Source organism: Neptuniibacter sp. QD72_48 (assembly GCF_047778065.1).
GTDB lineage: Bacteria > Pseudomonadota > Gammaproteobacteria > Pseudomonadales > Balneatricaceae > Neptuniibacter.
Window position 1 is genome coordinate 361,566 of sequence record NZ_CP180547.1, and the last position, 14,820, is coordinate 376,385.

Here is a 14,820-nt window from a genome sequence, read left to right on the forward strand (position 1 = left end):
TGTCTGATGAAGTCAAATATATACTTTGAACCGCCAAGCCGTCTTCAACTGCTAGATAAATTAAAGCACTTAGTCAGGTTTTCTGACTTTTTGCTGTTAGTGTCAGGCGATAGAGGTGCAGGAAAAAGTACTTTATTGGATCAACTTCATCCAGAAAAGGGTGATACAACTCTTTGTAGCTGTTTTATAAAGCCAGAAGCTGAATTATCACAGCAGAAACTCCTTGAATCCCTTATTGGTCAATTGCCTAGTCATAATGCGACCGGAACAGGATTTGCCGATCAGTTGAAAGTGTTTCATCTTCAGCTAAAAGCGCTAAGTTCTGCAGGTCAGAAATGTCTGATTCTAATTGATGATGCTGAATATCTATCTAATGAAGCATTTGAGTTGCTGATAAATCTGCATGCAGCAGGTGCTCAGTTAATTTTGATGTCTGAACCGTCTTATGCAGAAGCTGTTTTAGCTACAGATCTTGTCAAAGCAATGGAAGGACGTGTTCATCATGTGGCTATTGAGGGTATGTCAGATGAAGAAGCAGCTGAATATCTACAGATCTGCCATCCAGCTCTTACTACTCTAGCTGAAAAGAAAAAATCAGATTTAATCGCCCTCTCTGGTGGTATGCCTGGGCGAATAGAAACGCTTCTTGCTGGTGGTAAAATAACTGTTCCGCCTAAAAAGAAAACGGCATTTCCTCTACCACCAATTCATATGATGGGTATTGGAATTGTTTTGATCGGGATTCTTGGTGTTTCTTTATGGAAGTTTATGCCAGAAGAGCCAGCTATTGAGCAGCAAGTGGCTGTGGAAGAGCGAGTATCTGTTCCTTTAGTGGTGCCAGCAAGCTCTGATAAAGCTCAGTCACTCGAAGTTGATAGCTTGCAGATGGGAAAGGCTGTTCAGCCTGAAAAGGTTCTTGAAGAAATAACCCCAGCGCACGAAGAGCTTTCTGCGCGATTGAAAGAGCAGGAAGATAAACTTAAAACTGTAGTTCAACCGAAAATAGCTGAAGATGTAATACCAAGTATTGCAAAAGCGCCGTCTAAACAAACTGAAGAAATTAATCATTCTCCCCAAGGCGGGATTACGGTGAAACCTAAGGCTCTTGCTAATGGTAAGCCGGAAATTAAGAAAGTCGACACAGCTCAGTTAGAAAAAGACCTTAGAGATGTTGTGCAGACGAGTAGTGAAACTCAGCCATCGGTTACGCCTCTGAGCCTAAAAGTTGAATCTAAAGAGACAAAGCCTAAGCTGTTATCAGTCGGACTAAGTCAAAGTGAACAAGCATTGATGGATTGGCCTGATAAAGGTTATACCCTGCAGATGTTAGGTGCTAGGTCAGAAGAAAGTGCCCTTGGTTTTATCAAATCACAGCAAAAACCGAGTGATTTTTACCACTTCTCTACAATATATAAAGGGCAGCCGTGGCACGTAGTTGTACATGGCAAGTTTGCTAATAGAGATATTGCGAATGCAGCCATTAGAAAATTGCCAAAAGAGCTACAAAACGTAAAACCTTGGGCAAGAAGTATTCAGGGTGTAAAAATAGATATTAAAAGTAAAAAATAGTTTTAAAACAAATAGATAGCGTGTCGTATTGATGGGCTATTACCTTCCATATATCCTCGGGCAACTGTTTGAAATTTGTCCCAAACCCACTTCGCGTGTAGAATAGCTGTCCCTTTTTGCTGAGTGGCGCATATATTGCAGCAGAAAGAATTATTAAGATATTGATTTTTAAGTATTTTTAAGTGGGAATGGCTTATGAGCAAAGGTCTTTATCGCCCCGGTGAATTCAAAGATAACTGCGGCTTTGGCCTTATGGCACACATGCAAGGCCAGGCGAGTCACGATCTGCTAGAAAAAGCGATCGAAGCACTAGCGTGCATGACACACCGTGGTGGCATTGCGGCAGATGGTAAAACAGGTGACGGTTGTGGCCTGTTGATGCAAAAACCTGATGGTTTTTTGCGTACCGTTGCGCAGGAAGAATTTAACACCGATCTAGGCGAATTTTATGCGGTTGGTATGGTATTTTTGCCACGTGATGCAGCGAAAGCAGAAGCAGCACGTAGCGCAGTAAATACTGCAATTACTGATCAAGGTCTTGAAGTTGCTGGATGGCGTGTAGTTCCAACCGATGAATCTTGTCTAGGGCCTATCGCAAAAGATACCCTGCCACTCATCGAACAGGTCTTTATTACAGCGGCAAGCAAATCTGAACGTGAACTAGCAATTAGTTTGTTTACAGCACGCCGTAAAGCTGAAATTGCAATGTCAGCTGATGAAGATTTCTATATTTGTAGTTTTTCAGACAAAGTTATTTCCTATAAGGGTTTAACTATGCCTGTTGATCTACCTGTTTTCTTCAAAGATTTGGCAGATCCTCGTCTTGAAACAGCTGTATGTACTTACCATCAGCGTTTCTCTACAAACACTGCACCACGCTGGCCTTTAGCTCAGCCTTTCCGCTTCTTGGCGCATAACGGTGAAATTAATACCGTTGAAGGTAACCGTAATTGGGCTAAAGCACGTGCAAGCAAATTTGCTACAGATCTGCTACCTAACCTAGATGAGCTGCAGCCTATTGTTAATACAACAGGTTCTGACTCCTCAAGTATGGATAACATGCTTGAGTTCCTATTGGTTGGTGGCATGGATATCTACCGTGCAGTGCGTATGATCGTACCGCCAGCATGGCAGAATGTTGAAACTATGGATGCTGATCTACGTGCATTCTATGATTTCAACTCTATGCACATGGAGCCATGGGATGGTCCTGCGGGCATGGTAATGACCGATGGTCGCTTTGCTGTATGTATGCTTGATCGTAACGGTCTACGCCCATCTCGTTGGGTAATGACTAAACAAGGTTATATCTGTACTGCATCTGAAATCGGCGTATTTAGCTATCAGCCAGAAGATATTGTTGCTCAGGGCCGTGTAGGGCCGGGTCAGATCTTGGCTATCGATACGCAGACAGGTGATGTTCTGCATACACAAGATGTAGATAACCGCCTGAAAGCTGCACAGCCTTATAAAAAATGGCTTAAAGAGAATGCTCTACGTTTAGAGCAGACAATGGACTTGGAAGAAGAGTCTAAATCTTTCCCTGCTATGTCAGCGGACGAGATTAAAACTCACATGAAGATGTTCCAGGTTACTTTTGAAGAGCGTGACCAGATCCTACGTCCACTAGGTGAGAGTGGTATGGAAGCGATCGGTTCTATGGGTGATGACAAGCCAATGGCTGTCCTATCAGACCGTGTGCGTTCTTTATATGACTATTTCCGTCAGCAATTCGCTCAGGTTACTAACCCACCTATCGATCCTCTACGTGAAGCGATCGTTATGTCGTTAGAAACGTGTATCGGTTCTGAACAGAATGTTTTCGAAGAAACACCAGAACACGCTCGTCGAGTAATTCTGACTACGCCTGTATTGTCTGCAAGCAAGTTTAACCGCCTGCGTGATAACCAAGAGCCAGGCTTTGAAGTTGCACAAATTGATCTGAACTATAACCCTGAAGAGATCTCTCTTGAGGGCGCGATCAAGTCTATTGCTGATCAAGCTGAACAATCAGCTCGAGATGGTAAAGTCATTCTAGTACTAAGCGATGCTAATATCGCTCGTGGTTGCCTTCCAGTCCACGCTGCTTTAGCTACAGGTGCAGTGCACCACCGCTTAGTTGATAAAGGCTTGCGTTGTGATGCCAACATCGTTGTAGAAAGTGGTACGGTTCGTGACCCTCATCACTTTGCGGTACTATTTGGTTTTGGTGCGACTGCTGTTTACCCATACCTTGCTTACCGTGTTCTTAACGATCTATGCGCTGCTGGCGAAATTCAAATTGAGCCGCTTCAGTCTCACGAGAACTACCGTAAAGGCATCAACAAAGGCTTAATGAAGATCCTATCTAAGATGGGTATCTCTACTATTGCTTCTTACCGTGGTGCACAGTTGTTTGAGGCGATCGGTCTAAGCTCTGAAATCGTTGACCTATGTTTCAAAGGTGTTACTAGCCGTATTGAAGGTGCTCGTTTCGAGGACTTCCAATTTGAGCAGGGCCTACTAGCGAAAGAAGCTTGGACTGCGCGTAAGCCAATTCAAGCAGGTGGTTTGCTGAAGTATAAGCATGGTGGTGAATACCACGCTTATAACCCAGACGTAGTTAAGACTATCCACGAAGCAGTAGAAACAGGTAATCCTGAAGCTTACCAACGCTATGCTGAGTTGGTTAACAACCGCGGTTACGCAACTCTGCGTGACATGCTGGGCTTACGTAAAGATGTTAAAGCTATCTCAATTGATGAGGTAGAGCCGGCTGACAATATTTTCCCACGTTTCGACTCTGCTGCAATGTCCCTAGGTGCATTGTCTCCAGAAGCTCACGAAGCACTTGCTGTTGCGATGAACGAACTTGGTGGTCGTTCTAACTCCGGTGAGGGTGGTGAAGATGCTGCTCGTCACGGCACGATGAAGCGTTCTAAGATCAAGCAGGTTGCTTCGGGTCGTTTCGGTGTAACACCGGAATACCTATCTAACGCTGAAGTTATGCAGATCAAAGTAGCTCAAGGTGCTAAGCCGGGTGAAGGTGGTCAGCTACCTGGTGGTAAGGTTAATAGCCTGATTGCACGTCTACGTTACTCTGTACCAGGCGTGACGCTAATTTCGCCTCCGCCGCACCATGATATCTACTCCATCGAAGACTTGGCGCAGCTAATCTTTGACCTTAAGCAGGTTAACCCAGAAGCGCTAGTTTCTGTGAAGCTGGTATCTCGTCCAGGTGTAGGTACGATCGCATGTGGTGTTGCTAAAGCATACGCAGATTTGATCACTATCTCTGGTTATGATGGTGGTACAGCGGCGTCACCAATGACATCGATCCATTACGCAGGTTCTCCATGGGAGCTTGGTCTTGCCGATGCACACCAGTCTCTACGTGGTAACCAACTACGCGGTTCTGTGCGTCTACAAACGGACGGTGGTTTGAAGACTGGTTTGGACGTTGTTAAAGGCGCGATCCTAGGTGCTGAGAGCTTTGGTTTCGGTACAATGCCAATGGTTGCATTGGGTTGTAAGTACCTACGAATCTGTCATTTGAATAACTGTGCGACCGGTGTTGCTACTCAGAACGATAAACTGCGTGAAGATCACTTCCGCGGTACGGTAGAGATGGTTAAGAACTTCTTCCGTTTCGTTGCTGAAGAAACTCGTCAGTTAATGGCACAGCTAGGTGTTCGTTCTATGGAAGAGCTAGTAGGTCGCGTAGATCTTCTAGAGATCCTTGACGGTGAAACACCTCGTCAGAAGAATTTGGATCTATCTCCAATTTTGACATCTGCTGGTGAAGAGTTCCCTAACACTTGTCAGGTAGAGCGTAACGAGCCTTACGACCTAGCTGAACTGAACACTCAGATGCTAGAGCTTGCTGAGAAAGCGATTGCTGATAAGACTGGCGGTGAATACGAACTGGTGATCACTAACTGTGACCGTTCTGTAGGTGCCCGTACCTCTGGTGCAATTGCTAAACAGCATGGCAACCTAGGCATGAGTGATCAGCCTGTAACCTTCAAGTTTAAAGGTCATGCAGGCCAATCATTTGGTGTTTGGAATGCTGGTGGTCAGAACTTATACCTAGAAGGTGATGCTAACGACTACGTTGGTAAAGGTATGGCTGGCGGTAAGATCGTTATTCGTCCATTTGACGAAGTAACATTCAAGTCAAATGAAACTGCCATCATGGGTAATACCTGCCTATACGGTGCAACCGGCGGTAAGCTATTTGCTGCGGGTCAAGCAGGCGAGCGTTTCGGTGTACGTAACTCTGGTGTACATGCTGTCGTTGAAGGTGCTGGCGATCACTGTTGTGAATACATGACGGGTGGTTTGGTTACTGTGTTGGGCTCTACGGGCTACAACTTCGGTGCTGGTATGACAGGTGGTTTTGCTTACGTTCTGGATATGGATAACAGCTTCGTGGATAAATATAACCACGAGCTAGTAGAGATTCAGCGTATCCACACTGAAAATATGGAAGCTTACAAAAATCATCTGCGCTCTGTGATCATTGAGTTCACTAAAGAGACAGGCAGTGCATGGGGCCAAGAGATCATCGATAATCTTGATGATTACATCGGTCGCTTCTGGTTGGTTAAACCAAAAGCTGCAAGCCTGAATGATTTGCTATCTAACATCCGTACACGCCCGGAATAAGAAGCAAATTTAAAAAGTAGATGAAGAATAATCCGCAGCCCTGCTGTTAAGGGCTGCTTTTAAGAGGTGAGGATTATGGCTGACCGTTTGAACAACGATTTTCAGTTCCTCGATGTGGGTCGTAAAGGACCACAGAAAATTGATGCAGATGTACGTAAAGAAGGCTTTGGTGAGATCTACGAGCCGTTTGCGAAAGAAGAAGCATCTGAGCAGTCACACCGTTGTTTAGAGTGTGGTAACCCATATTGTTCATGGAAATGCCCTGTGCATAACCATATCCCGAATTGGCTGAAGCTAATTTCAGAAGGGAACATCATGGAAGCGGTTGAGTTAAGTCACCAGACTAACTCTTTACCAGAAGTTTGTGGTCGTGTTTGCCCGCAAGATCGTCTATGTGAAGGTGCTTGTACGCTGAACGACGGGTTTGGTGCGGTAACTATCGGTTCTGTAGAAAAATACATTACTGATACTGCATTCGCGATGGGTTGGAAACCTGATATGTCTCAGGCACCAAAGACTGATAAGAAAGTTGCAGTGATTGGTGCAGGCCCTGCGGGCTTGGCTGCTGCGGACGTTCTAGTACGTAATGGTGTTAAACCAGTAGTCTTTGATCGTAACCCAGAGATCGGTGGTCTTCTAACGTTCGGTATTCCAGAATTTAAACTGGAAAAAGACGTAATGTCTCGTCGTCGTGAAATCTTTACTGAGATGGGCGTTGAGTTCCGTCTGAATACTGAAGTAGGTAAAGATGTTCAGATGCAGGATCTGATCGATCAATACGATGCAGTATTCCTAGGTATGGGCACGTACACTTACATGAAAGGTGGCTTCCCAGGTGAAGATCTAGATGGTGTGTATGATGCGCTTCCTTTCTTGATCTCCAATGTGAATAACTGCCTTGGCTTCGAGCAAGATGAAAACGGTTTCATCGACCTAAAAGGCAAGAAAGTTGTTGTGCTTGGTGGTGGTGACACTGCGATGGACTGTAACCGTACATCTATCCGTCAGGGTGCTGAGTCAGTTATCTGTGCTTACCGTCGTGATGAAGCGAACATGCCTGGTTCTAAGAAAGAAGTGGAAAATGCGCGTGAAGAAGGCGTACAGTTCCAGTTCAACCGTCAGCCTGTTGAAGTTGTAGGTGAAAACGGCAAAGTAACCGGTATCAAAGTAGTTAGCACACAGATGGGCGAGCCAGACGAAAATGGTCGTCGCCGTGCTGAAGTCGTTCCTGGTTCTGAAGAGGTTCTAGAGGCTGATGCTATTCTTGTAGCATTTGGTTTCCGCCCTAGCCCAGCGCCATGGTTTGCTGATTTTGGTATTGATTTGCATGAAGATGGCCGTGTTAAAGCGCCAGAACAGCATGCATTTCCGTTCCAGACTACTAACGAAAAAGTATTCGCTGGTGGTGATATGGTACGTGGTTCTGATCTAGTAGTAACGGCGATTGCTGAAGGTCGTAAAGCTGCAGAAGGTATGCTGGATTACTTGGAAGTTTAATCTCTAATTAATCCGTTTGAAAAAATCCGGTACTTCTCAGAAGGCCGGATTTTTTTTGCCTAAAAATACTGATCAGCATTGATAATCTTATAGTGAATACTACTTAAGAAATCATTGATAGCTAACTGGTCGCTGTTAGCTAATATGACAGGGTAATCTGCTGAGATCAGTTCTCGTTGATTCCTGCTGATCCTCATCTGATATCTTTGCTGTCCATTTAACGGAATTATTCGGCTTTGAATAACCAGCCCCGTCTTAGGTGATTGTGATGAGCCTAATGTTCGGATGTCTTCAGCGCCATATAAGGCCAATCTTGTTTTTAGTTTGTTATTAAACGTTTGCTCATTGTGTGTGCTGGTAGCGCTAGTATCTAACCAAACTTGCTCTTTTTGAAATACTGCTAACTTGGCAGGCGCGAGATTTATGGGCTTAGTCGGTTGGGATTGGCAACCACTCAACATAACTAAAAACAGTAACAGACAGTATTTTTTCAAACTTAGATCACAAAGTTAGTTAAAGAGGGATGGAATCACAGGTAATTCCTCGTAAAAATCGTTAAAATAGCGACCAATTCGAATTTACAAGATATAAGTGGCTGACACAAATGGCTGAATTGAAAAACGATCGTTTCCTACGTGCATTACTTCGTGAACCTGTAGATGCAACTCCAGTTTGGATGATGCGTCAGGCGGGTCGTTACCTTCCAGAGTACCGTGAGACTCGTGCGAAAGCGGGTGATTTTCTAAGCCTTTGCAAAAATAAAGAGTTGGCTTGTGAAGTTACCATTCAGCCTTTAGAGCGTTATGACCTCGATGCTGCAATTTTGTTTTCCGATATCCTGACAATTCCGGATGCAATGGGTCTTGGGCTTTACTTTGAAGTGGGTGAAGGTCCGCGTTTTAAAAAGATCATCCGTACAGAGAAAGACGTAGCTGACCTACCTGTACCAGATGCAGCTACAGACCTTGATTACGTAATGAATGCGGTTAAAGAGATCCGTCGCGAGTTAAACGGTCGTGTACCGCTGATTGGCTTCTCTGGTAGTCCTTGGACGCTTGCAACGTACATGGTTGAAGGTGGTTCAAGTAAAGACTTCCGTCATGTTAAGCAGATGATGTATGCGACGCCTGAGATTATGCATGCGTTGCTAGATAAACTTGCACAGTCTGTAACGACTTACTTGAACGAGCAAATTCGTTCTGGCGCGCAAGCTGTACAGATCTTCGATACTTGGGGCGGTGCACTAAGTGGTCCTTGCTACCAAGAGTTCTCGCTTAAGTACATGAAACAGATTGTTGATGGCCTAATTCGTGAGCATGATGGTCGTAAAGTGCCAGTGATCATGTTTACTAAGAATGGTGGTCAGTGGCTAGAAGCAATGGCTGAGGCTGGTTCTGATGCGCTAGGTCTAGATTGGACAACAGATATCGGTAATGCACGTGCACGTGTAGGTGACAAAGTTGCTCTTCAAGGTAACATGGATCCAAGCGTTCTCTACGCTCCAGCAAGCCGTATTGAGCAAGAAGTAGAGTTCATCTTAGGTCAATATGGCAATGGTTCTGGTCACGTATTTAACCTAGGACATGGTATTCACCAGTTTGTAGATCCAGCGCAACCGAAAGCGTTTGTTGATGCAGTACACGAACTAAGTGCGAAGTATCATCAGTCTTAATTTTGATTTGGATTTCAGAGGGGCATAAGCCCCTCTTTGTTTATAAGAGTGATTAATGAACAAGCTTACTCATCTTTTAGAAAGCAACCGCGAATGGGCGGAAAAGATAAATCAGGAAGACCCGCAGTTTTTTGAAACACTAGCGCAACAGCAATCACCTGAGTATCTGTGGATTGGCTGTTCTGACAGTCGTGTTCCTGCGAACGAAATTGTTGGCATGATGCCGGGTGAGCTATTTGTTCACCGTAACGTTGCAAACGTTGTTGTTCATACAGATATGAATTGTCTGTCAGTCGTTCAATACGCGGTAGAGGTGCTTAAAGTTAAGCACATCATGGTTGTTGGCCACTATGGTTGTGGTGGTGTGGCGGCTTCTATCGAAGATGAACCCCATGGGCTGATTGATAATTGGCTGCGTAATATTCGTCGTGTTTATGACAAACATAAAGACTTCCTGTCTACATGGGAGGACTTGCACCAGCAGTTGGATCGTTTGTGTGAACTTAATGTGATTGAGCAATCGATGAATCTCTGTGAAACCACAATTTTACAGCAAGCTTGGGCTAATGATCAGGAGATAACCGTACATGGTTGGATCTATGGTTTAAGAGATGGCCTAGTAAATGATCTTGAGTTCAATGCATCCAGTGCTGAGGATGTGTCAGGGCAATATCAACTGGCAATGAACAAAATGCATAAACTGCGTGAGCTAGCTCAGTCCCCTGAGGCACCAGAAGAAAATGCACGTACCATGTGGAATAAAGTTAAATCTATATTTAATTAAGTTCTGCTTGGTGACCCGTCCTGATATGGGTTGACACATTTTAAACCTAAAACGCCTGGTGAACTTCATCGGGCGTTTTGTATTTTAAAGACGTGTGAGGTCTATATCGATTATAGAGCTCGATTGATTCCTTCACCATTTGTCTCGCCTCCTTCAGTCTTTTGGCTTCATCAACAGATACTCCTGTTTTAAAATTCCATTGACCCTTTCGGCTAATGCATTCTGATAACAATCATATCCATCCGTCATAGAGCACCTAACGTTATATTGTCGATGAATATTTTGATATTCAGTAGAGCAATATTGCGACCCTCTATCTGAATGATGGATCAGTTCATTATCCTTCCGTCTCGTTTTCAAAGCCTTAATAAAGGCTTGTTTAACTGAGCAAGTTTTCATGTGGTTATCAACGTAGTGCCCTACAATTTTTCTCGAAAAAGCATCTGTTACTAGGCTGATATAAGCTTCCCCTTCTTGCAGTGGTAGGTAAGTGATATCTGCTACCCACAATTGCTCGGGCCTATTCGGTATCAACCCCGCTTTAATATGGTTTGGGTGGCAATAAAATCGATGATGACTATGAGTTGTTCGGTGATAAGCTCGTTTATTAGGCACCAGCAAACGATGAAGCCGAAGAAGACTAAATAGGCGATCCCGCCCAATAGCCACGCCCTTTTGAGCCAGTAAGTACTTAAGCTTCCTACAACCTAAACGAGGCTGCAAGATACGTTCGGTCCGAACGGCATCTATTACCTTACGTTCGAAGTAATAACGCTTGGCTTCAGTATTAGTCTGCTTATAGTAAGCTTGCCGACTAATACCAATAAACCGACAAGCTTTTGTTATGGTGAGCTTTTTAAGCGTTTTTTCCTTAATAACTCGGCTTTGCGCTTTTTTGAGATACGTACACCAAAATCACGATCCATGACTTTTACAACAGCTTCAAAAAAATCGGCCTTAAGCTTAGTCTCTTCTAGCTCTTGTTCGAGTTCCTTAATACGTTGCTCTGGTGTTTGCATTGGGGAAGGCATAGCGTCTCCTGACAGGACTGAATTAGATAATCCTGCACTCCAATCTAGACGCCCATGCTTACGAAGCCAAACTAAAACAGTCGATCGACCTTGGATTCCATAGCGGTCTTGAGCTTGCCGATAGGTCATTTCCCCTTTTTCGACTTGCTCAACCACTGCTAGTTTAAAAGCAAGGGAATAATCTTTTTGTGTTCGCTTACTTATTGAATTCATAACACTCTCCAAAGATAACTTGAAAAGTGTCAACCTTATTCAGGACGGGACATGGATAAGAAAAAGGCCGCATATTTAACGGCCTTTTTATATCAATTTTTCTAGTTCGATAAAGGTGTTATTTATTCACAGCAGCAAGTGCTTGTTCTAAATCTGCAATCAGATCATCAGCGTGTTCAATACCTACCGATAAACGAACCATCTCAGGTGATACGCCAGCTGATGCCAGTTCCTCATCATTGAGCTGACGGTGTGTTGTTTCAGCTGGAATGGCCGCAAGAGATTTACAGTCACCAATGTTTACCAGTCGCGTGAAAATCTGCAAAGCATCATAGAACGGTGCTGTGGCTGCTCGGCCCGCTTTAAGACCAAAACTGATAATGCCTGATGCTTGTCCGTTCAGATATTTTTGAGCAAGATCGTAATCTTTATGGCTTTCAAGCCCCGCGTACTTAACCCAGCTAACTTGATCGTGTTGCTCTAGGAAGTTAGCAATTTTTGCGCTGTTTTCGTTGATGCGTTCCATACGTAAGGCTAAGGTTTCTAAACCTTGCAGGATCATGAAAGCATTCATAGGAGAAATTGCGGCGCCGGTGTTGCGAAGTGGCACTACACGACAACGACCAATGTAAGCGGCTGGGCCAAGGGCTTCTGTATAGACAACACCATGATAAGACGCGTCAGGTGTATTCAGAAGAGGGAAACGTTCAGCATTGTCCGCCCACGGGAATTTACCCGAATCGATAACCACGCCACCAATAGAGTTCCCGTGTCCGCCAATATACTTAGTCACTGAGTGAACAACGATGTCGGCACCGTGCTCGATGGGGCGCCACATAGCTGGGCTTGGTACTGTGTTATCCACAATCAGCGGGATGCCATTACGGTGTGCTACATCCGCTAGCTTTTCAATATCAGCGATGCCGCCTGATGGGTTACCCACAGATTCACAGAAAAGCGCTTTAGTGTTTGCATCGATTTTGCTCTCTATTTCGCTAACGTCATCTTTATTAGCAAAACGAACTTCGATCCCTTGGTGCGGTAGGGTGTGAGCAAACAGATTGTAGGTACCACCGTACAATTCGCTGGTGGAGATAATATTGTCTCCAGTCGCTGCAATTGTTTGAATCGCGTAAGTGATTGCTGCCATACCTGACGCCACAGCAAGAGCAGCGATGCCGCCCTCCATTTCTGCAAGGCGCTTTTCAAGTACGTCAGTCGTTGGGTTCATGATGCGGGTATAAATATTCCCTTCGACTTTAAGGTCGAAAAGGTCAGCACCATGCTGAGCATCATCAAAAGCATAAGATGTAGTTTGATAGATCGGAACCGCAACCGCTTTGGTTGTTGGGTCTGGGGAGTAGCCACCGTGAACGGCAATTGTTTCCAGCTTCATATACATCTCCTGTGATGTAGGGGTTTACCCTTGTTCTTATATAGGAGTCTGATTGTAGAGCAATCATAAAATAAGAAAAGATCTATAGGTTATAAGCAGAGTGTTGGGTAGAATTCTTACTTATAGATAAAGCTTTGGAGAGAGTGATGGCACGCCAAAAAACAGCCTACGTATGTAATGACTGTGGAGCCGATTACACTAAGTGGCAAGGGCAGTGTACCGCCTGTAATGCTTGGAATACCTTAACCGAGGTACGTTTAGCGACTGCGAAGACCGCTACGAACGAAGCGCGTAATGTGCGTTTTGATGGTTATGCTGGTGGTGCTGGTAAAGATAAGGTGGTTAATCTCTCTGAAGTAGCGTTAGAGGAGATGCCGCGCTTTACTTCCGGCGCAGGCGAGCTGGATCGAGTGCTTGGTGGTGGTTTGGTTCCTGGGTCTGCAGTTTTGATGGGTGGTCATCCAGGTGCCGGTAAAAGTACTTTGTTGTTACAGACGATGTGTTTTTTGGCTGAACAGATGCCTGCACTTTATGTCACGGGTGAGGAATCTTTACAGCAGGTGGCGATGCGCGCTAGCCGTTTAGGTTTGCCAACCGCGCAATTAAAAATGCTCTCTGAAACTAGCGTTGAAGAAATCTGTAACACCGCTCAACAGCTAAAACCGAAAGTGATGGTTATTGATTCTATCCAAGTGATGCACATGGCTGATGTTCAATCAGCTCCGGGCTCTGTATCTCAGGTTAGGGAATCAGCTGCGTACTTGACTCGGTATGCAAAACAGACAGGCACAGTTTTGTTCCTTGTCGGCCATGTCACTAAAGATGGCTCTTTGGCAGGGCCTAAAGTTTTGGAACATATGATTGACTGTTCCCTTCAGCTTGAGGGGTCGTCTGATTCTCGTTTTAGAACCTTACGCTCGCATAAAAACCGTTTTGGTGCGGTGAATGAATTGGGTGTTTTCGCCATGCTCGAAAACGGCCTAAAGGAAGTTAAAAATCCAAGTTCAATCTTTCTTAGCCGTGAAGAAGGTCCGAGCCCTGGTAGCGTTGTGATGGTGGTTTGGGAAGGGACTCGCCCCCTATTGGTAGAGATTCAGGCGCTAGTTGATCAATCCCACATGAATAACCCGCGTCGCGTCGCTGTAGGTTTGGAGCAAAACCGAATGGCTATGTTACTTGCTGTGTTACACCGTCACGGTGGTATTATGACGGGTGATCAGGATGTCTTTGTTAACGTTGTTGGTGGCGTGAAGGTTTTAGAAACCAGTGCCGATTTAGCGTTGTTATTGGCAGTTGTATCCAGTTTCCGTGATCAATCTTTACCGCATGACCTAATGGTATTTGGTGAAGTAGGCCTATCTGGGGAGATAAGACCTGTACCGAATGGTCAGGAAAGAATCCGAGAAGCGGCTAAACACGGATTTAAACGTGCAATCGTTCCTAAAGGAAACGTCCCTAAAGAGCAGCTTCAAGGCATGGAGGTTGTCGCTGTTACTAAGCTTACTGAGGCTTTAGAGGCGCTTTAGTTAGTCTTCAAAAAAATGATCTAATTCGCGCTCCAGTAATGTTTCGTCGCCTAAGTTAAGTTCGACTAGGCGGCGCAACAGCGTCAATGAATCAAGATCCAGATTCTCTATTAGAAAACCGTATTCATTGTCTTGTTGGTGGGCGAGTGTAGCAGGTGTGCGGATGGCGATATCATCACCTAGAAGATGGATGACTGCTTGAACCTCATCGCCTTTTTGTAGTGCTAGTGCCTGCTCACTTTTCACAAGAATACCATTAAAAGATATATCCACTAGGGTTGCGTCCCAAGTTTCGTTATCGCGCTTCAGTTCAGTCTGAGCATCAAAGTTGATACGGGTAAAACGACGGCGTTCAGTATCTGATGTGGTCACAGCAATTCTTCCCAAGGAAAAGTGTATTTAACTCATATAATTATAGACATTACTGCAAAAAAAATTGTGGTCAAGTTGTAATCGTTAATATAACCCTTGAAAACGAAAGGGCT

The 14,820-nt window shown here is 44.6% G+C and carries 8 protein-coding genes and 1 pseudogene; 6 read left to right on the forward strand and 3 right to left on the reverse strand.

The window, feature by feature from the left end; translation table 11 throughout:
* The first annotated feature begins 6 nt into the window (after positions 1-6).
* The 5 genes from ACMXYX_RS01555 (at position 7) to can (ending at position 10,169) form a co-directional block, all read left to right on the forward strand.
* The gene (locus tag ACMXYX_RS01555; RefSeq protein ID WP_415897416.1) at positions 7-1,569 is read left to right on the forward strand and encodes an SPOR domain-containing protein; all 1,563 of its coding nucleotides are present in this window, start codon (positions 7-9) and stop codon (positions 1,567-1,569) included.
* A 195-nt stretch (positions 1,570-1,764) separates the two neighbouring features.
* Positions 1,765-6,216, forward strand: coding sequence for a glutamate synthase large subunit (gltB, locus tag ACMXYX_RS01560; RefSeq protein WP_415906420.1), 4,452 nt, complete (start codon positions 1,765-1,767; stop codon positions 6,214-6,216).
* A gap of 75 nt (positions 6,217-6,291) precedes the next feature.
* On the forward strand, positions 6,292-7,713 hold the full coding sequence (locus ACMXYX_RS01565) for an FAD-dependent oxidoreductase (protein WP_415899907.1): 1,422 nt from the start codon (positions 6,292-6,294) through the stop codon (positions 7,711-7,713).
* Positions 7,714-8,317: 604 nt separating this feature from the next.
* Positions 8,318-9,385, forward strand: coding sequence for a uroporphyrinogen decarboxylase (gene hemE, locus ACMXYX_RS01570; RefSeq protein WP_415886718.1), 1,068 nt, complete (start codon positions 8,318-8,320; stop codon positions 9,383-9,385).
* A gap of 55 nt (positions 9,386-9,440) precedes the next feature.
* Positions 9,441-10,169 (forward strand): carbonate dehydratase, encoded by a 729-nt coding sequence (gene can, locus ACMXYX_RS01575; RefSeq protein ID WP_415906421.1) that lies wholly within the window; start codon positions 9,441-9,443, stop codon positions 10,167-10,169.
* A 46-nt stretch (positions 10,170-10,215) separates the two neighbouring features.
* Here can and ACMXYX_RS01580 read toward each other — a convergent pair.
* Together ACMXYX_RS01580 and ACMXYX_RS01585 are read right to left on the reverse strand one after the other, a co-directional pair.
* Positions 10,216-11,413: pseudogene (locus ACMXYX_RS01580) on the reverse strand (IS3 family transposase).
* Positions 11,414-11,531: 118 nt separating this feature from the next.
* Positions 11,532-12,809 (reverse strand): O-acetylhomoserine aminocarboxypropyltransferase/cysteine synthase family protein, encoded by a 1,278-nt coding sequence (locus ACMXYX_RS01585; protein WP_415893203.1) that lies wholly within the window; start codon positions 12,807-12,809, stop codon positions 11,532-11,534.
* A 146-nt stretch (positions 12,810-12,955) separates the two neighbouring features.
* Here ACMXYX_RS01585 and radA point away from each other — a divergent pair, with 146 nt between their 5' ends.
* Positions 12,956-14,335 carry a DNA repair protein RadA gene (gene radA / locus ACMXYX_RS01590; protein ID WP_415902646.1) on the forward strand — a complete coding sequence of 460 codons (1,380 nt, stop codon included), beginning with the start codon at positions 12,956-12,958 and terminating at the stop codon, positions 14,333-14,335.
* Here the strand turns inward: radA and ACMXYX_RS01595 are convergent, their stop codons facing one another.
* Positions 14,336-14,707, reverse strand: a complete 372-nt coding sequence (locus tag ACMXYX_RS01595) for a PilZ domain-containing protein (RefSeq protein WP_415883253.1) — start codon at positions 14,705-14,707, stop codon at positions 14,336-14,338.
* Positions 14,708-14,820 lie beyond the last annotated feature (113 nt).